The sequence below is a fragment of the Blastococcus saxobsidens genome, assembly GCF_002938435.1.
GTDB classification, from domain to species: Bacteria; Actinomycetota; Actinomycetes; order Mycobacteriales; family Geodermatophilaceae; genus Blastococcus; species Blastococcus saxobsidens.
Window position 1 is genome coordinate 89,012 of sequence record NZ_POQT01000001.1, and the last position, 18,935, is coordinate 107,946.

Here is an 18,935-nt window from a genome sequence, read left to right on the forward strand (position 1 = left end):
CTCCGCCGCACCGGGGAGCACGGCGCCTCCCGGGCGGCCGACGCCTGGAGGATCCATGCCCGACAGCTCCCTGTCCGGTGGGGAGATGGCGCTGGTCGCCGTCATCCTCGTCATCTCGCTGGCCGCTCTGGTCTTCGCCGGTTATCTGGTACGGGCCGTCACGGCAGCGGACCAGGGCACCGAGAAGATGCGGGAGATCGCCCGGGCGATCCAGGAGGGGGCGGCCGCCTACCTCCGGCGGCAGTTCCGCACCCTCGCCGTCTTCGCCGTGATCGTGTTCGTGGTCCTGCTGATCCTCCCGGTCGCCGATGGCGGCTGGGGGACCCGCATCGGTCGCGCGCTGTTCTTCCTCGTCGGGGGGACGTTCTCCGCGCTCGTCGGGTTCATCGGCATGACGCTGGCCACCCGCGGCAACGTCCGGATGGCCGCGGCGGCGCGGGGCGGCGGGTACCAGCCGGCCTTCCGGATCGCGTACCGGACCGGCGGCGTCTGCGGGATGATCACCGTCGGGCTGGGCCTGTTCGGAGCGGCCCTGGCGCTGCTGCTGTTCGACGAGACCGCGCCGGTGGTGCTGGAGGGCTTCGGCTTCGGCGGCGCCCTGCTGGCCATGTTCATGCGTGTCGGCGGCGGCATCTTCACCAAGGCGGCCGACGTCGGCGCCGACCTGGTCGGCAAGGTGGAGGCCGGCATCCCCGAGGACGACCCCCGCAACGCCGCGACCATCGCCGACAACGTGGGGGACAACGTCGGCGACTGCGCGGGCATGGCGGCCGACCTCTTCGAGTCCTACGCCGTCACCCTCGTCGCCGCGCTCATCCTCGGCCAGGTCTTCTTCGGCTCGGTGGGCATGGTGTTCCCCCTGGTGGTGGCCGCGGTCGGGGTGATCGCCTCGGTGGTCGGCATCCTGGCCACCCGCCCGGGGGCGCGGGACACCACCGGGCTGGCCCCGATCAACCGCGGGTTCTTCGTCTCCGCCGTCGTCTCGCTGCTGCTGGTGGCGGTCGCCTCCTTCACCCTGCTGCCGGGCGTGGGCGACGTGGAGGACCTGCCGGTCAGCCCCCAGGTGCTCGGCTTCGTCGCGGTGCTGATCGGCGTGGTGCTCGCCGCGGCCATCCAGCAACTCACCGGCTACTTCACCGAGACCAGCCGCAAGCCGGTCAAGGACGTCGGGCGCAGTTCGCTGACCGGCCCGGCGACGGTGATCCTCTCGGGGATCTCGCTGGGGCTGGAGTCGGCGGTGTACGCGGCGCTGCTCATCGGCGGCGCAGTCTACGGCGCCTTCCTCATCGGTGGCGGGGCTGCGCTGTACGCCGTCGCGCTGGCCGGCTGCGGCCTGCTCACGACGGCCGGGGTCATCGTCTCGATGGACACCTTCGGCCCGGTCAGCGACAACGCCCAGGGCATCGCGGAGATGTCCGGCGACATCGACGAGGCCGGCGCCCAGGTGCTCACCGACCTGGACGCCGTCGGCAACACCACCAAGGCGATCACCAAGGGCATCGCGATCGCCACCGCGGTCCTGGCCGCGACGGCGCTCTTCGGCAGCTACAACGCCCAGGTGCTCGTCGCCCTCGAGGAGGCGGGCACCTCGCTGGGCGATGCGTTCAGCCTGGTGAACCCGAACAACGTCGTCGGCGCGGTGCTCGGGGCCGCGGTGGTCTTCCTCTTCTCCGGGCTGGCCATCAGCGCCGTGTCCCGCGCGGCCGGCCGGGTGGTGTTCGAGGTGCGCGAGCAGTTCCGCCGGCACCCCGGGATCATGACCTTCACCGAGCGACCGGACTACGGCGCCGTCGTGGACATCTGCACCAAGGACTCGCTGCGCGAACTCGCGACGCCCGGCCTGCTCGCCGTGCTCGCCCCGGTCGCCGTCGGCTTCGGGCTCGGCATCGGCCCGCTGGCCGCCTACCTCGTGGGCGCCATCGCGGCGGGCACGCTCATGGCCGTCTTCCTCGCCAACTCCGGCGGCGCGTGGGACAACGCCAAGAAGATGGTGGAGGACGGCGCGTACGGCGGCAAGGGCAGCGAGGCCCACGCGGCGACGGTCATCGGCGACACGGTGGGCGACCCGTTCAAGGACACCGCCGGGCCGGCGATCAACCCGCTGATCAAGGTGATGAACCTGGTCGCGCTGCTGATCGCGCCCGCCGTCGTCGGGCTGTCGGTGGGGGAGGACGCCGACACCGGCCTGCGCCTGGGCATCGCGCTGGCCGCCGTGGCCATCGTGGTGGTGGCCGTGGTGGTGTCCAAGCGCCGGTCCGTGGTGGTGGGCGAGATGGCGACCTCTCCCGACGACGCTCCGCTCACCGCCAGCGCTCCCTGATCTCCGCACGTCGGCGATCCTGCGGTGGCGGGCCGGCCGGTGGTCCGCCGCGCGGGCGGCTGTGGACGGACGGCTCGGCTGTGGACGGGTGAGGGCCCAGGTCAGCGCGCCGGGGCATGCTGACTGCCCCCTTCGCGGTACGTCCTCTTCCCTCCCTGGGAACACGGCCGCAGCATCCGCGTTGGTCGGGGTGACGGCGCGCCCACGGAGGGTCGCGCCCGGCGCCCCGGCGCCGGGGTGGCTTACCGTGGCGCGCCGAGGGGCGTTCCGCGGTGGCGCCCACCCGGTCCCGGCCCACGGGGCCGACGCACCAGGGTTTCCCGGTGCGGCCAGGTACGCCGCGCCTGCACCACCTCAGCACCACCGACAGGAGTCCCGTGCCCACGAAGACCACGCAGCCCGCAGCCGACAGCGACCCGACGACCGACGGGGCGGCGAAGAAGCCCGCCCGCCGGGGCTCGGCCGCGCCCGGCGGACGGCCGCTGGTCATCGTCGAGTCGCCGACCAAGGCGAACAAGATCGCCGGCTACCTCGGCAGCGGCTACGTCGTCGAGGCCAGCGTCGGGCACATCCGCGACCTGCCGCGCAACGCCGCCGACGTCCCGGCCGAGCACAAGGGTGCGGCGTGGGCCCGGCTCGGCGTCGACGTCGACAACTCCTTCGAGCCGCTCTACGTCGTCAGCCCGGACCGCAAGCAGCAGGTGACCCGGCTCAAGCAGCTGGTCAAGAACGCCAGCGAGATCTTCCTGGCCACGGATGAGGACCGCGAGGGCGAGGCCATCGCCTGGCACCTCATCGACACGCTCAAGCCGCGCGTCCCGGTCCGCCGGATGGTCTTCCACGAGATCACCCCCGAGGCGATCGCCCGCGCCGTCGCCAATCCCCGCGAGCTGGACACCGCCCTGGTCGACGCCCAGGAGACCCGGCGCATCCTCGACCGCCTCTACGGCTACGAGGTCAGCCCGGTCCTCTGGAAGAAGGTCCTGCCGAAGCTCTCGGCCGGCCGCGTGCAGTCGGTGGCCACCCGGATCGTCGTCGAGCGCGAGCGGGAGCGGATGGCCTTCCACGCCGCCGACTACTGGTCGCTCGAGGGCACCTTCGCCGTCCCCGGCAAGGCCGCCGGCGCCGACGAGGGCGAGCCCACCACCGTCCGCGCCAAGCTGGTCGGCGTCGACGACAGCCGGGTCGCGACGGGCAAGGACTTCGACGCGGCCACCGGCAGCGTCAGCGGCGACGTCGTCCACCTCGACGAGGCCGGCGCCCGCGGCCTGGCCGCCCGGCTCGAGGGCCGTCAGATGACGGTCAGCCGCGTCGACGAGAAGCCCTACCGCCGTCGTCCGTACGCCCCGTTCACCACCTCCACGCTGCAGATGGAGGCCGGTCGCAAGCTCGGCTGGTCCTCCGCGCAGACCATGCGGGTGGCCCAGCGGCTGTACGAGAACGGCCACATCACCTACATGCGGACCGACTCGACGAACCTGTCGCAGGAGGCGATCAACGCCGCCCGGCAGCAGGCGCGCGAGCTCTACGGCGACGCCTACGTCCCGGCGGAGGCCCGCCGCTACGCGAAGAAGGCCAAGGGCGCGCAGGAGGCGCACGAGGCGATCCGTCCCGCCGGTGACAGCTTCCGGACCCCGGGCCAGCTCGCGGCCGGGCTGGCCCGGGACGAGTTCCGGCTCTACGAGCTCATCTGGCAGCGCACCGTCGCCTCCCAGATGGCCGACGCCGTCGGGCAGACCGTGAGCGTCCGGCTCGCGGGCCGCAGCACCACCGACGAGGCGGTGGAGTTCACCGCGTCGGGCCGCACCATCACCTTCCCCGGCTTCCTGCGCGCCTACGTCGAATCCCGCGACGAGGGTGCGACGAAGGACGGCGACGAGGACCACGGCAGCGACGACGCCGAGCGTCGGCTGCCCCGCCTCGAGCGCGGCCAGCAGCTGGACACCCGGTCGCTGGACGCCAAGGGGCACACCACCCAGCCGCCGTCCCGCTACACCGAGCCGAGCCTCGTCGCCCGGCTGGAGGAGCTGGGCATCGGCCGGCCGTCGACCTTCGCGTCGATCATGCAGACCATCCAGGACCGCGGGTACGTCTGGAAGAAGGGCAACGCCCTCGTCCCGTCGTTCGTCGCGTTCGCCGTGGTCAACCTGCTGGAGCAGTACTTCACCCAGCTGGTGGACTACGACTTCACCGCCTCGCTGGAGGAGGAGCTCGACGAGATCGCCGGCGGCAGCCTGCAGCGGGTCACCTGGCTGACCGAGTTCTACTTCGGCGGCGAGGGCCGGCACGCCGGCGCGATCGCGCAGTCCGGCGGCCTCAAGCACGTGATCGGCCAGCGGCTGGAGGAGATCGACGCCCGCGGGATCAACTCCATCCCGCTGCGCGCCACCGACGAAGCGGGCCGCCCGGTCGTCGTCCGGGTCGGCCGCTACGGCCCCTACCTGCAGGTCGACAGCGAGGACGGTGCGCGGGTCAGCATCCCGGAGGACCTCGCGCCCGACGAGCTGACCACCGAGAAGGTGCGCGAGCTGCTGGCCGCGCCGTCGAGCGACCGCGAGCTGGGCACCGACCCGGAGTCCGGCCACCCGGTCGTGGTCAAGGCCGGCCGCTACGGCCCCTACGTCACCACGGTCGTCCCCGAGGGCAGCAAGGACGCCCCCCGGACGGCGAGCCTGTTCTCCTCGATGTCGCCGGAGACGGTCACCTTCGAGGACGCGCTGAAGCTGCTCACGCTGCCGCGCGCGGTGGGGACGACGCCGGAGGGCGAGGAGATCCAGGCGCTCAACGGCCGGTACGGGGCCTACCTGAAGAAGGGCACCGACTCGCGCTCCCTGGAGAGCGAGGACCGGCTGTTCACCGTCACCCTCGACGAGGCGCTGGCGATCTTCGCCCAGCCCAAGCAGCGCGGCCGGGCCGCAGCCAAGGCTCCGCTCAAGGAGCTCGGCCCCGATCCGGTCACCCAGGGCGTGGTCACCGTGCGCGAGGGGCGTTTCGGCCCCTACGTGACCGACGGCGAGACCAACGCCAGCCTGCGCAAGGGCGACGACGTCGAGTCGATCACGATCGAGCGGGCGGCGGAGCTGCTGGCCGACCGCCGTGCTGCCGGGCCGTCGAAGAAGAAGGCGACGGCGAAGAAGACGACGGCGAAGAAGACGACGGCGAAGAAGACGACGGCGAAGAAGACGACGGCGAAGAAGACGACGGCGAAGAAGACGACGGCGAAGGCGGCCACCGCCCCGGTCACGGCCGGCTGATGGCCGGCCCCGAGGACGCGCTGCACGCCCGGGCGCGCTCCTTCGGCGCCGTCGCGGCGAGTTATGCGACGCTGCGGCCGAGCTACCCCACCGACGCCGTCGAGTTCCTGCTCGGCCGCGACGGGCCGCTGGACGTGCTGGACGTCGGCGCCGGCACCGGGCTGCTGACCGAGGTCGTGCTCGGCCTGGGCCACCGCGTCCGCGCCGTCGACCCCTCCGCGGGGATGCTCGCCGAGCTCGGCGTCCGCCTGCCCTCGGTCCGCACCGCCGTCGGGACCGCTGAGTCGATCCCGGCCGACGACGGCTCGATCGACGCCGTCGTCGCCGGGCAGGCCGCCCACTGGTTCGACCCGGCGCCGGCCGCCCGGGAGATCCGGCGCGTGCTCCGCCCCGGCGGCGTCCTCGGGCTGATCTGGAACACCCGGGACGACCGCGTGCCATGGGTCGCCGCCCTGGAGGAGCTGCCGGACCTCGTGGTGCGCGGGCACGGAGCCGACCTGGGCCTCGTCGACCGGCTCGCCGCGGAGCTGGACGCGGAGGTGGGGGTCGTCGAGTCGCAGGTGGTCCAGCGGCTGGCGCCCGAGGACGTCGTCGGGGCCATCGCGACCCGCAGCTACGTGGCGGTCATGGACGACGCCGGCCGGGAGGCGTTCCTGTCCTCGATCCGCGACCTGCTGGCCGGCCACCCCGACACCCGGGGCCGGGCCGAGCTCGAGCTGCCCTACCGGACGCACGCCTACCGGCTCACCTCGCGCTGAGCGGTCGCCGCCCGCCGGTGCGGCGGCTCCGGCGTCAGTGGGTCGTGTCGGAGGTCGCCGGCGCCTCCACCACCACCATCGCCGGGGACGTCACCCGGGCAGGACCCATGGCGCGTTGCCGAACGGGGTGCCCGTGCGCTTGCCGCACCGCCGGCACATCTTGTCGTCCGGTTCCGCAGGTCGCTCTCCGTCCGGGTGTCGCTGGACATAGGAGTGGAACCCGAATCGGCACCTCAGTGGCTTCCCGGCCATGGTCGGACGCTAGGAGTTGCCGATCCCGCCGGGAAGAGGCGTACGGCCCGGCCTGTCCGTCCAGCGAGCCACGAAGAACCGGCCACCGGTCACCTGCGCCGAACGCATGGCGCGCCTCCCGGGCCGCAGATCCCGGTCGTGCCGGCGTCCGCCCCGTCCCGACCTCGTCCGGGCGTGCCGCCCGCCGGAGCGCACTCCCCGGTACCGGAGCTGCGCAGCCTCGCACGTGGTCCGTCGCCCACCCGTCGCCCACCCGTCGCCGATCGGCTCGAGCGCCTCCAGCCGGTTGCCCAGGGGGTCGACGACGTAGCGCCTCCGGTGGCCGGGGGAGCGCGGGTCTCGCTCGACCGGGTGCCGCCGCGGGGGTATGCACCGGTGGCCTCTCCACCTCCGTCATCCCGAGGACCCCGGCGCAGGAGGCGCGCAGTGCGTCCTCGCTCCCCGCGGGGCAGGCGACCTGGACGTGGTGCAGACCGGTGAGCGCAGGACCTCCGGGATCAGGACGGGCGGTGGCCGACGGCGAAGACCCGCCGGAAGGGCAGCACGGTCGTGCCGTCGGCGCGGCGGGGGTAGGCAGTCCGCAGCGCGGCGGCGTACGCCTCGGTGAAGCGTCTGGCGTCGGCGTCGTCGAGCAGGCCGAGCACCGGCCGCAGGGCCGTCGACCGCACCCAGCCGAGCACCGGATCCTCCCCCTGCAGGACGTGGAGGTAAGTGGTCTCCCAGACGTCGGGCACCAGCCCGGCGCCGGTCAGGACGTCGGCGTAGCCGGCCGGCTCCAGCACGGTGTCGGGACGCGGTGCCGCCCCGGCCAGCCGGTCGGCCCACCCGGGAGAGCGGCACAGCTCGGCGAGCAGGGCGTGGGTGGGCGCACGGAAGTTGCCCGGCACCTGCACCGCCAGCCATCCACCCGGCGGTACGGCCGCCGCCCAGCGGGTCAGCAACTGCGGATGGTCGGGCACCCAGTGCAGGACCGCATTGCTGACGACGACGTCGACCGGCTCGGCAGGGGCCCACTCGCGCACGTCGCCCAGCTCGAAGCCGACCCGGCCGGGCACCACCGACGCGGCGGCGAGCATCTCGGGGGAGGAGTCGACGCCGGTGACGCGGGCGGCCGGCCAGCGCTGCGCCAGCGACGCGGTGAGGCTGCCCTCGCCGCAGCCGAGGTCGACCACGGTGTGTGGGGAGGGCGCGTCCACCCGCGCGAGCAGTTCGACGAACGGCCGGGCGCGCTCACCGGCGTAGCGCAGGTAGGTGCCGGGATGCCACGAGCCGGCCGCGGCGGGGTGCGTCGTGTCCTCTGTCCCGGTCACCGCCGTCAGCCTAGTGCCGGGGGTGGCGGGCACCGGAACGCCAGGTAGCCGTTCACCCCGCCGGAGCGGCAAGGGGCCGAAATCGTCACGGCGGACCGGTACCGTGACCCCCGCCGGGGCCCGCTCCGTCCCGGTGCCCATCGACCTTGGGAGCCCGTCATTCCGGCCGACCCGACGCCCCCGGTACCCCCGTCCGACGAGTCGGCGGCGGCTGCCCCGGTGGTGGGTCCGGGTGCCCAGGGGGACGGCCTGCCGCCGGCCGGGACGCCCGTAGCGCCCGACGCCGTTGTGCCGCTGGGCGAGCTGGCCCCCGGTGGGCCGGACGACGCGGAGCACGCGGGCGGGCCGGGCGCCGTGGGCCTGGCGGCCAAGATCCGCGCCGTCCTCCGGATCCGGGACTTCCGGAAGCTGTGGCTGTCGACGGCGCTGTCGAGCTTCGGTGACTGGCTGGGCCTGCTGGCCATCACGTTCACCGCGTACTCGCTGGTCGACGGCTATGCGGCCAACTTCGCGCTCGGTGGCGTGCTGGCCTTCCGGCTGCTGCCGGCCATCCTGCTCGGCCCGCTGGCCGGCGCCTTCGCCGACCGGTTCGACCGGCGCAAGACGATGGTCGTCACCGACATCCTCCGCTTCGGCCTCTTCGCCTCGATCCCGATCGTCGGCGAGCTGATCTGGCTGTTCATCGCGCAGTTCCTGATCGAGGCGCTCAGCCTGTTCTGGATCCCGGCCAAGGACGCCGCGGTGCCGAACATGCTGCGCAAGGACCAGCTGGAGCCGGCCAACCAGCTGTCCCTGGTGACGACCTACGGCTTCACCCCCGTGCTGGCGGCCGTCGTCTTCGCCCTGCTGAACGCCCTCAACGGCGACGGCGAGCTGCTGCCCTCGGTCGACCAGGCGGACCTCGCGCTCTACCTCAACGCGCTCACCTTCCTGGTCGCCGCCGCCGTGATCTGGCGGCTGCCCTCGATCAGCGGGCGGCGGGCGGCCGGGGCCGCCGTCAAGCAGGAGAGCTTCCTCCGTTCGCTGCGGGACGGCTTCTCCTTCGCCGGGCACACCGCGCTGGTCCGTGGGCTGGTCGTCGGCATCACGGGCGCGTTCGTCGCGGCCGGCGTCGTCATCGCCACCGCGCAGGCGTTCGCCGCCTCCGTGGGTGGCGGCGGTGCCGCCTACGGACTGCTCTTCGGTGCGGTCTTCATCGGGCTGGGCATCGGCATCGGCGCGGGGCCCAGCGTGGCGCGCGACCTGTCGCGCGAGCGGCTCTTCGGGGTGGCCATCGTCGGCGCCGGCACCGCGCTCCTGCTGCTGGCCTGGACCTTCACGCTGTGGATCGCGCTCCTGCTGATCGTGGCCATGGGCTTCTTCGCAGGGATCGCCTACCTGGCCGGCTTCACCCTGCTCGGCACCGAGATCGAGGACTCGATCCGCGGGCGCACCTTCGCGCTGGTCCAGTCGCTGGTGCGGGCGGCGCTGATCCTCTCCCTGGCCGTGGTGCCGTTCGCCGTGGGTGCGCTGCGCCGGCACACCCTGGACCTCGGTGTCTTCTCCCTGACGGTCACCGGCGAGCGGCTGATGCTGTTCGTGGCCGGGTTGCTGGCCATCGGCGTCGGCGTGCTCGCCTACCGGCAGATGGACGACGGGCGGCCGGTCCCGCTGCTGGCCGACGTGCTCACCGCGGTGCGGCGGGACACCACCGCCCGTCGCCGGCTCGCGAAGGGCGGGGTCCTCATCGCCTTCGAGGGCGGTGAGGGCGCCGGCAAGTCCACCCAGGTCCGCCGGCTGCAGGAGTGGCTCACCGACGAGGGGCTGGTCGCGCGCGCGACGTTCGAGCCGGGCGCTACCCCCTCCGGGGCCGGCATCCGTGCGATCGTGCTCGACCGGGCGCACGCCGGGATCGCCTCCCGGTCGGAGGCGCTGCTCTACGCCGCCGACCGCGCCCAGCACGTGCACGACGTGCTGCGGCCGGCGCTGGACGCCGGCGAGGTCGTCATCACCGACCGGTTCGTCGACAGCTCGCTGGCCTACCAGGGGGCGGGCCGGACGATCCCGCTCGAGGACGTCCGCATGCTCTCGCGCTGGGCCACCGAAGGCCTCCAGCCGGACCTGACGGTGCTGCTCGACCTCCCCCCGGAGGTCGGTCTGGCGCGGGCGCGCGGGCGGGCGGCCGCCGACCGGCTCGAGTCGGAGTCCCTGGACTTCCACCAGCGGGTGCGCCAGACGTTCCGGGCGCTGGCCGAGTCCGACCCGGACCGCTACCTGGTGCTGGATGCGCGCCGCAGCCCCGACGAGATCGCCGCCGCCATCCGGGTGCGCGTGGCCGAGCTGCTGTCCGGGCTGCCGCTGCAGACCCTGGCGCAGCCCGCCGCCGGGCACAGCGGCGGGCGTGCCCGCCGGAGCGACGAGGAGCTGGCCACGACCACCCACCACCCGCACGCCCAGACCGGCACCACCCCCCAGCTGCACCCATGAGCGCCCCGGTGACGGCACCCAGCGAGGGTGTGTGGACCCAGCTGGTCGGCCAGCCGGCCGTCGTGGCGGAGCTGAGGGGCGCGATCGCGGACCCCACGGCGATGACGCACGCCTGGCTCTTCACCGGCCCCCCAGGCTCCGGTCGATCGGTGGCCGCCCGTGCCTTCGCGGCCGCCCTGCAGTGCCCGGCGGGCGGTGACGGCACCTGCCACGCCTGCCGGACGGTGCTGGCCGGCACCCACGCCGACGTGCAGACCGTCGTGCCGGAGGGCCTGTCCATCGGTGTCGCCGAGGTCCGGGAGCTGGTCCGCATCGCCGGCCGGGCGCCGTCGCAGGGCCGCTGGCAGGTGGTCGTCGTCGAGGACGCCGACCGGATGACCGAGCAGGCGTCCAACACCGTCCTCAAGATGCTGGAGGAGCCGCCGCCGCGGACGGTCTTCCTGCTCTGCGCCCCGAGCCTGCACCCCGAGGACGTGCCGGTCACCATCCGCTCCCGCTGCCGCGTGGTGGCGCTGCGCACGCCGCCGGCCGAGGCGGTCGCCGAGGTGCTGGTGAGCCGCGACGGGATCGACCCCGCGCTGGCCTCCTGGTCGGCCGCCGCCTCCGGAGGGCACGTCGGCCGCGCCCACCGGCTGGCCCGCGACGAGGACGCGCGGATGGCCCGCAAGGCGGTGCTCGACGTCCCGCTGCGGCTGGTGTCGCTGGCCGCCTGCCTCGACGCCGCGGACGACCTGGTCGGCTCGGCCAAGGAGGAGGCCGACCAGGCCTCCGCCGCCCTGGACGGCGCCGAGACCGAGGCGGTCAAGAACAGCCTGGGCGTCGGCGCCCGGGGGCCGGGCATCGCTGCCGCCAGCCGGGGCGCCGGGCAGCTCAAGGAGCTGGAGAAGCGGCAGAAGTCGCGGGCCACCCGGCTCGGTCGCGACTCGCTGGACCGGGCGCTGGTCGACCTGGCCGGGCTGTACCGCGACGCGCTCGTCCTGCACGCGGTCGGGGCCGACGTCCCGCAGCTCAACCACCCCGACCGGCGCGCCGACGCCGAGGAGCTGGCCCGCCGGATCGGCGCCGAGGGGGCGCTGCGCCGCATCGACGCGATCCTCGCCTGCCGCCGCGCGCTGGAGCAGAACGTGAAGCCGCAGGTGGCGCTGGAGGCGCTCACGGTCGCGCTTCGGCTGCCCGCCTGAAGAAGGGCCCTCCTGCCCCCCACCGCTCGCGAGCTCGCGGCGGGCCCCTGCAGGAGGGCCACGCAGCACCGCGGGCGACGTGTCGTAGGCTGTGCGGGCAGTTCGCCGCCTTAGCTCAGTCGGTAGAGCATCTCACTCGTAATGAGAAGGTCGTCGGTTCGATTCCGACAGGCGGCTCTCCCAGACGCAGCGGGCCCGTCCACCAGAACGGGCCCGCTGCGTCGTCTCCGGGGCCGAGCGGCGACCGGCCGGAATCGCGCGCCGGGTCGAGCCGTGCTGGCCGGCCCCAGCTGTTCCCGCGGGTACGGCTGACGGCGGCACGCCCCCGTGGGGTGTGCCGCCGTCGGTGCGCTCGGCGCCCGGACCGAAGGGCCGGGTACCGGGCTCAGTGGTGCGTGGAGTTGTCCTTGGCCCGCTGGATCGAGGCCGTGATCTCGGCCTCGGCCTCCTCGCGCCCGACCCACTCGGCGCCCTCGACCGACTTGCCCGGCTCCAGGTCCTTGTAGGTCTCGAAGAAGTGCTGGATCTCCAGACGGTCGAACTCCGACACGTCGTGGATCTCCTTGAGGTGGGCCACCCGCGGGTCCGTCGCCGGCACGCAGAGGACCTTGTCGTCCCCACCTGCCTCGTCGGTCATGCGGAACATGCCGATGGCCCGGCAGGTCACCAGGCACCCCGGGAACGTCGGCTCCTCGAGGATCACCAGGGCGTCCAGCGGATCGCCGTCCTGCCCCAGGGTGTTCTCGATGTAGCCGTAGTCCGCCGGATAGCGGGTGGAGGTGAACAGCATCCGGTCCAAGCGGATGCGTCCGGTCTCATGGTCCAGCTCGTACTTGTTCCGCTGGCCCTTCGGGATTTCTACCGTCACGTCGAACTGCACGAACGTAGTGTGGCCCACGGGGGTCGATCCGGTCGGGCCAGGTCTCGTTCCGAGGGGCGAAGAGCCCCCTTCTGGGGGGTGGAGAGCATTTCGTCGGGTGGATCGACGGTCATCACCGCGAACTACGGACGGTTCCGCCGACGCATGATCATGGCCGTCGTCACGGTGGTCCTGCTGCTCGTCGGCGGTGGCATCGGGCTCGCGGTGCTGCTCGGTCGCGACGACCCCGAGGGTGCCGTCGCGGTCGAGGACGCCGAGCTGCCCGAGCTCGGCCCGGCCGACCCGGTCCTCGCCTCGCTCTCCAGCGACGCCCCGGTGCCCGGCGCCGACGTCCTCGCCACCCGGCTGACCCCGCTGGTCACCGGGTCCGCGCTCGGGAGCGGTGCCACGGCCAGCGTCGTCGACGTCGCGACCGGTGAAGTGCTGTTCGAGGAGGAGGCGGACGCTCCCGTCACCCCGGCGTCGACGGTCAAGCTGCTCACCGCCGTCGCAGCCCTCACCACGCTCGACCCCGGCGACACCTTCGAGACCACCGTCGTCAGCGGCGCCTCGCCCGGTGAGGTGGTGCTCGTCGGCGGCGGTGACCCCACGCTGTCCCGCACGGAGCCGTCCCTCAGCTACCCGGGCGCCCCCACGGTCGCCGACCTCGCCACCCAGGTGGTCGCCGCGCTGCCCGCCGGCACCGCGGTCACCCGCGTCGTCGTCGACAGCTCGCTGTACAGCGGCCCCCTGACCGCCCCGGGCTGGGGCCCGGGGGACGCCCCCTCCACATACGCCGCCCCCATCACCGCCACCGCCGTCGACGGCGCCCGGGTGAGCCCCGGCTCCCTGGCGCGCAGCGGGCAGCCCGGCCTCGACGCCGGCGCGGCCTTCGCCGACGCACTCGGCGCCCCGGGCGCCACCGTGGTGCTCGGTCAGGCCCCGGCCGGCGCCCGGACGCTCGGGACGGTCGAGTCCGCCCCGGTCGTGCGGCAGGTGGAGCAGATGCTGTCCATGTCGGACAACGTGCTCGCCGAGACCCTGGGCCGCCAGGTCGCCATCGCCCGGGGCGAGCCGGCCACCTTCGACGGCGCAGCGCGGGCGGTCACCGACGCGGTGGAGGAGGCCGGCATCCCCGTCGCCGACGTCAGCCTGGCCGACAGCAGCGGTCTCTCCGGGACGAACAGCGTGACCGCCGACGTGCTCAGCGCGATCATCACCGGTGCGGCCGACGGCAGCCTGGGCAACGCCGCCGGGCTGCTCGCCGGCCTGCCGATCGCCGGCTACGACGGCACCCTCGCCGACCGCGGCGACGACGACCCCGCGACCGCGCCCGGCACCGTCCGCGCGAAGACTGGCACCCTCCTCGGCGTGCACGCGCTCGCCGGCACCGTCGTCACCGTCGACGGGCGGCTGCTGGCGTTCGCCGTCGTCGCCGACGACGCCACCGGCGGCGAGGTCGCGGCCGAGGCGGCGCTGGACGAGTTCGCCGCCCAGCTCGCCGCCTGCGGCTGCAGCTGAGGCCCGGGCTCCGGACGGGCGGGACGGCCTCCGCCGCGTACGGTGAGGCGGATGTGCTCTTCAGCGTGGCGGAGCCACTCCGCTCCTGCACCGGAGGTGGGTCGATGAGCAGCGCCTCCTCGATGGTCGACTGGGACCTCGCCGGTCGCACCGCCCGGCGGCTGGTGAGTCCGGGTCCGCGCACGACGCGGGAGGAGGCCGCCGCCGTCGTCCGCGAACTGCACGAGGCGGCGGCCACCGCCGTCGCCCACGTCGAGGCGCTCACCGGCCTGCGGCCCGCCCCCGACGGCGCCGTGCCCGAGATCGCCGTCGTCGACCGCCCGGGCTGGGCCGACGCGAACGCCCGCGGCATGGCGACCCTGCTGGACCCGCTCGTGGCCAAGCTCGCCGAGCGCCAGGACAGCAGGCCCGGCGCGCTGGCCACCGCCATCGGCTCCCGGGCCACCGGGCTGCAGGCCGGAGGACTGCTGGCCTTCCTGTCCAGCCGGGTCCTCGGCCAGTACGAGATCTTCGGCACCGGCGGGCGGCTGCTGCTGGTGGCGCCCAACATCGTCGCGACCGAGCGCAAGCTCGGCGTCGACCCGTCGGACTTCCGGCTCTGGGTCTGCCTGCACGAGGTCACCCACCAGCTCCAGTTCACCGGCGTCCCCTGGCTGCACGAGTACCTGGAGCAGCAGATCGGCGAGTTCGTCGCGGCCACCGATCTGGCCCCCGAGGTGCTGCGGGAGCGGCTGCAGGACGTGCTCCGCAGCGTGGGCGACGCCGTCCGCGGCACCGAGTCCGGCAGCGAGCCGGAGGGCCTGATGGCGCTGGTCCGGGACCCGCGCCAGCGCGAGGTGCTCGACCGGGTCACCGCGGTCATGAGCCTGGTCGAGGGGCACGCCGAGTACGTCATGGACGGCGTTGGCCCCGACGTCGTCCCGTCGGTGCGCACCCTGCGCAAGCGGTTCGCCCAGCGCCGCAAGGGCCGCGGCCCGGTGGACCGCGTCCTGCGCCGGCTGCTCGGCCTGGAGCAGAAGATGAAGCAGTACGCCGAGGGGCGGGTCTTCGTCGGCGGGGTGATCGAGCTCGCCGGCATGGAGGGCTTCAACCGGGTGTGGGAGGGGCCGCACAACCTGCCCCGCATCGACGAGCTCACCGCGCCGGAGCGCTGGGTCGAGCGGGTGCTCGGGCGCCCGTCCCTCCCCGCCTGACCGCCGGCGTGGGCGGGCCTCCGCGCGCGGTCGCCGTCCTGCGGCATGCCGTCCGGTGTGGGCTGCGTTCCTCGGCGCAGCCGGTGCTCGCCGCCTGCAGCGGGGGAGCGGACTCCGTGGCCCTCGCCGCGGCCCTGGCCTTCGAGGCCCGTGACGCGGGTGTGCCGGTCGGCGGGGTGACCGTGGACCACGGGCTGCAGCCCGGGTCCGACGTCCGCGCCCGCCGAACCGCGTCGCTGCTGGCGGAGCTGGGGCTGGACCCCGTGCTGGTGCTGACCGTCGACGCCACCGGTACCGGCGGTCCGGAGGCGGCCGCCCGTGCGGCGCGCTACGCCGCGCTCGCCGGCGCGGCGGGCGAGCACGGCGCCCGCGTCGCACTCGGGCACACGCTCGACGACCAGGCGGAGACGGTGCTGCTGGGGCTCGGCCGCGGCTCCGGTCCGCGGTCGGTGGCGGGCATGGTCGCCGAGCGGGAGGACGACGGCGTCCGGTGGTGGCGCCCCCTGCTGGGCGTGCGGCGGGCGACCGCCCGGCAGGCGTGCGCGGACCAGGGCCTGCCCGTCTGGGACGACCCGTGGAACGCCGATCCGGCCTACACCCGCGTGCGGCTGCGCACCGAGGTGCTGCCGCTGCTCGAGGACGTACTCGGCGGCGGCGTCGCCCCCGCCCTGGCGCGGACCGCCGGGCAGCTGCGCGAGGACCTCGACGCCCTCGACGCGATGGCCGCGACCGAGCTGGCGCGGCTGGCCGGCGAGGCGGGGGACGGCGGTCTGCCGGCCCGGCCGCTGGGCGCGCTGCCGGCTGCCCTGCGCCGGCGCGTGCTGCGCGGCTGGCTGCTCGCCGCGGGCGTGCCCGACCTGCAGGCGGTGCACCTGCACGCGGTCGAGGCCCTGGTCACGGCCTGGCGCGGGCAGGGCCGGGTGGACCTACCCGGCGGCGCGGGCGTCGTCCGGGCGTCTGGCACTCTGGTGGTGCTGCCGCCCGGTCTCCGGCGCGGCGATCCCGGTACCGCAGCACTCGAGGAGCCCCTTCCGTGACGGACCCCGCCAGCACCCCCGGGGCACTCGGTCCCGACCACGGCTACGGGCCGGACATCGACCACGTGCTGCTCAGCGAGGAGCAGATCCGCGAGAAGATCGGCGAGCTCGCCGCGGCGGTCGCCGCCGACTACGCCGGCCGGGAGGTCCTGCTCGTCGGCGTGCTCAAGGGCGCGGTGCTGTTCATGAGCGACTTCGCCCGCGCGCTGCAGCTGCCCACGCAGATGGAGTTCATGGCCGTCTCCTCCTACGGCTCCTCCACCAGCTCCTCGGGTGTCGTGCGGATCCTCAAGGACCTCGACCGCGACATCACCGACAAGCACGTCCTGGTGCTCGAGGACATCATCGACTCCGGCCTGACGCTGTCCTGGCTGCTGAAGAACCTCGGCGGCCGCTCCCCGGCGTCCCTCGAGGTGTGCGCGCTGCTGCGCAAGCCCGACGCGATCAAGGTCGAGGTGCCGGTCAGGTACGTCGGCTTCGACATCCCCAACGAGTTCGTCGTCGGCTACGGCCTGGACTACGCCGAGCGCTACCGGGATCTGCCCTACATCGGGACGCTCAAGCCCGAGGTGTACTCCAGCTGAGGGACGACGGCGCATTCCCAGGTCGCACGCAGGAGATGCGCAGGATCGCCGGTGTACCGTCGATCGTGACGACGCTGAACCGAGCGCCGGGGTCCCCACCCGGGCCGCCGGCGGTGTCCCGGGGACGATCAGGAGGGTCGACGGGCAGGCCGGCACGCCGGCGCCCGGCATCGGTGTATGGAACGTAAGAAGATCTTCCGCTCCGTCTGGTTCTGGATCGTCCTGGTCATCCTGGTGGCCCTGACGGTCTCGAGCCTCTTCAGCGGGAACGGCGGCTTCAAGGAGATCTCCACCTCCACCGCTCTCGCCCAGATCGAGGACGGCAACGTCGAGTCCGCGACTCTGAACACCAAGGAGCAGACGCTCGACCTCGAGCTCGCCGACGAGGTGCAGGGCAGCGACATGGTGCGCGCGTCCTACCCCGTCGCGGTCGAGGGCGACATCGTCGACCTGCTGCGCGCCGAGGACGGCGAGGCCACCGAGTTCGACACCAACGTCACGCAGGACAGCCTGCTGGTCAGCCTCCTGGTCAGCTTCCTGCCGTTCCTGATCCTGCTGCTGCTGCTGTTCTGGCTGTTCAACTCCATGCAGGGTGGCGGCCGCGGCGTCATGGCCTTCGGCAAGTCCAAGGCCAAGCAGGTCACCAAGGACACCCCGAAGACGACGTTCTCCGACGTCGCCGGCGCCGACGAGGCCGTCGAGGAGCTGCACGAGATCAAGGACTTCCTGCAGAACCCGGTCAAGTTCCAGGCCGTGGGCGCGAAGATCCCGAAGGGCGTGCTGCTGTTCGGCCCGCCCGGGACCGGCAAGACGCTGCTCGCCCGCGCGGTCGCCGGTGAGGCCGGCGTGCCGTTCTTCTCCATCTCCGGCTCGGACTTCGTCGAGATGTTCGTCGGCGTCGGCGCCAGCCGCGTCCGCGACCTGTTCGAGCAGGCCAAGACCAATGCCCCGGCGATCATCTTCATCGACGAGATCGACGCCGTGGGCCGGCACCGCGGCGCCGGCATGGGCGGCGGGCACGACGAGCGCGAGCAGACCCTCAACCAGATGCTGGTCGAGATGGACGGCTTCGACGTCAAGGGCGGGGTCATCCTGATCGCGGCCACGAACCGGCCCGACATCCTCGACCCGGCGCTGCTGCGGCCGGGCCGCTTCGACCGCCAGATCGCCGTCGACCGGCCGGACCTGGAGGGCCGCAAGGCGATCCTCTCGGTGCACGCCAAGGGCAAGCCGCTGGCGCCCGACGTCGACCTGGAGACGGTAGCCCGCCGCACACCGGGCTTCACCGGCGCCGACCTCGCCAACGTGCTCAACGAGGCCGCGCTGCTCACCGCACGCAACAACGGCTCGCTGATCACCGACCCGCTCCTCGAGGAGGCGATCGACCGCGTCATCGCCGGCCCCGAGCGGAAGACGCGGGCGATGAGCGAGAAGGAGAAGAAGGTCACCGCCTACCACGAGGGCGGGCACGCCCTGGTGGCGCACGCACTGCCCAACCTGGACCCGGTGCACAAGGTGACGATCCTTCCCCGCGGCCGGTCGCTGGGGCACACCCTGGTGCTGCCGACCGAGGACAAGTACACCCAGACGCGCTCGGAGATGATCGACACCCTCGCCTACGCGCTGGGTGGCCGGGCGGCCGAGGAGCTCGTCTTCCACGAGCCGACCACCGGTGCCGGCAACGACATCGAGAAGGCCACCGCGATGGCCCGCGCGATGGTCACCCAGTACGGCATGAGCGCCAAGCTCGGCGCCGTGAAGTACGGCAGCGGCGACTCCGAGCCCTTCATGGGCCGGGACATGCACACCCGGCCGGACTACTCCGAGGCCGTCGCGGCCGACATCGACGCCGAGATCCGGGCGCTGATCGAGGCCGCGCACGACGAGGCGTGGGAGATCCTGGTGGAGTACCGCGGGGTCCTCGACCAGCTCGTGCTGGAGCTGATGGAGAAGGAGACGCTGTCCAAGGACGACATGGCCCGCATCTGCGCGCCGGTCACCAAGCGGCCCTCCCTCGCGCCCTACAACGGGTTCGGCAAGCGCACCCCCTCCACCCAGCCGCCGGTGCTCACGCCTGCCGAGCGGGCCGGGCAGAACGGCAGCTCCCCGCACGACACCACCCCGGTCGGCGACGTCGGAGCCCCGGCGCAGAGGTGAGCGAGCTCGCGAGCTCACCCATGAGCAGAGCAGTGTCGCGAAC

12 protein-coding genes and 1 tRNA gene are annotated in these 18,935 nt (G+C 73.8%); 11 read left to right on the forward strand and 2 right to left on the reverse strand.

Annotated features, from left to right (window positions below; translation table 11 throughout):
* Positions 1 to 55: 55 nt before the first annotated feature.
* The 3 genes from C5507_RS00460 to C5507_RS00470 all read left to right on the forward strand — a co-directional run bounded on the left by C5507_RS00460 (position 56) and on the right by C5507_RS00470 (position 6,332).
* On the forward strand, positions 56 to 2,320 hold the full coding sequence (locus C5507_RS00460) for a sodium-translocating pyrophosphatase (protein WP_104526572.1): 2,265 nt from the start codon (positions 56 to 58) through the stop codon (positions 2,318 to 2,320).
* A 377-nt stretch (positions 2,321 to 2,697) separates the two neighbouring features.
* Positions 2,698 to 5,574 carry a type I DNA topoisomerase gene (gene topA / locus C5507_RS00465; RefSeq protein ID WP_104526573.1) on the forward strand — a complete coding sequence of 959 codons (2,877 nt, stop codon included), beginning with the start codon at positions 2,698 to 2,700 and terminating at the stop codon, positions 5,572 to 5,574.
* Positions 5,574 to 6,332 (forward strand): class I SAM-dependent methyltransferase, encoded by a 759-nt coding sequence (locus C5507_RS00470; protein ID WP_104526574.1) that lies wholly within the window; start codon positions 5,574 to 5,576, stop codon positions 6,330 to 6,332. Before topA ends, C5507_RS00470 begins: the two co-directional genes overlap by 1 nt.
* A gap of 749 nt (positions 6,333 to 7,081) precedes the next feature.
* Here the strand turns inward: C5507_RS00470 and C5507_RS00480 are convergent.
* Positions 7,082 to 7,894: a trans-aconitate 2-methyltransferase gene (locus C5507_RS00480; RefSeq protein ID WP_242611306.1), complete on the reverse strand. Its 813-nt coding sequence runs from the start codon at positions 7,892 to 7,894 to the stop codon at positions 7,082 to 7,084.
* Positions 7,895 to 8,113: 219 nt separating this feature from the next.
* Here C5507_RS00480 and tmk point away from each other — a divergent pair, with 219 nt between their 5' ends.
* The 3 genes from tmk to C5507_RS00495 all read left to right on the forward strand — a co-directional run bounded on the left by tmk (position 8,114) and on the right by C5507_RS00495 (position 11,718).
* Complete coding sequence (tmk, locus tag C5507_RS00485; protein ID WP_165400486.1) at positions 8,114 to 10,360, forward strand: dTMP kinase; 2,247 nt, start codon at positions 8,114 to 8,116, stop codon at positions 10,358 to 10,360.
* Positions 10,357 to 11,541, forward strand: coding sequence for a DNA polymerase III subunit delta' (locus tag C5507_RS00490; RefSeq protein WP_104526577.1), 1,185 nt, complete (start codon positions 10,357 to 10,359; stop codon positions 11,539 to 11,541). The genes tmk and C5507_RS00490 overlap by 4 nt, the downstream gene beginning before the upstream one ends.
* Before the next feature lie 104 nt (positions 11,542 to 11,645).
* Positions 11,646 to 11,718: transfer RNA gene (locus tag C5507_RS00495), tRNA-Thr, on the forward strand.
* A gap of 208 nt (positions 11,719 to 11,926) precedes the next feature.
* Here the strand turns inward: C5507_RS00495 and C5507_RS00500 are convergent.
* A complete protein-coding gene (locus tag C5507_RS00500; RefSeq protein ID WP_104526721.1) occupies positions 11,927 to 12,421 on the reverse strand; it encodes an inorganic diphosphatase in 495 nt (164 codons plus the stop codon).
* Between the two features lie 78 nt (positions 12,422 to 12,499).
* Here C5507_RS00500 and dacB point away from each other — a divergent pair, with 78 nt between their 5' ends.
* The 5 genes from dacB to ftsH all read left to right on the forward strand — a co-directional run bounded on the left by dacB (position 12,500) and on the right by ftsH (position 18,892).
* Complete coding sequence (gene dacB / locus C5507_RS00505; protein ID WP_104526578.1) at positions 12,500 to 13,921, forward strand: D-alanyl-D-alanine carboxypeptidase/D-alanyl-D-alanine endopeptidase; 1,422 nt, start codon at positions 12,500 to 12,502, stop codon at positions 13,919 to 13,921.
* A 104-nt stretch (positions 13,922 to 14,025) separates the two neighbouring features.
* On the forward strand, positions 14,026 to 15,114 hold the full coding sequence (locus C5507_RS00510; RefSeq protein ID WP_104526579.1) for a zinc-dependent metalloprotease: 1,089 nt from the start codon (positions 14,026 to 14,028) through the stop codon (positions 15,112 to 15,114).
* An 8-nt stretch (positions 15,115 to 15,122) separates the two neighbouring features.
* Positions 15,123 to 16,151 carry a tRNA lysidine(34) synthetase TilS gene (gene tilS / locus C5507_RS00515; protein ID WP_104526580.1) on the forward strand — a complete coding sequence of 343 codons (1,029 nt, stop codon included), beginning with the start codon at positions 15,123 to 15,125 and terminating at the stop codon, positions 16,149 to 16,151.
* Positions 16,148 to 16,735: a hypoxanthine phosphoribosyltransferase gene (gene hpt / locus C5507_RS00520; protein WP_104526581.1), complete on the forward strand. Its 588-nt coding sequence runs from the start codon at positions 16,148 to 16,150 to the stop codon at positions 16,733 to 16,735. Before tilS ends, hpt begins: the two co-directional genes overlap by 4 nt.
* Positions 16,736 to 16,912: 177 nt before the next feature.
* Entirely contained in the window at positions 16,913 to 18,892 is a 1,980-nt protein-coding gene (ftsH, locus tag C5507_RS00525; RefSeq protein WP_104526582.1) for an ATP-dependent zinc metalloprotease FtsH, read from the forward strand.
* Positions 18,893 to 18,935 lie beyond the last annotated feature (43 nt).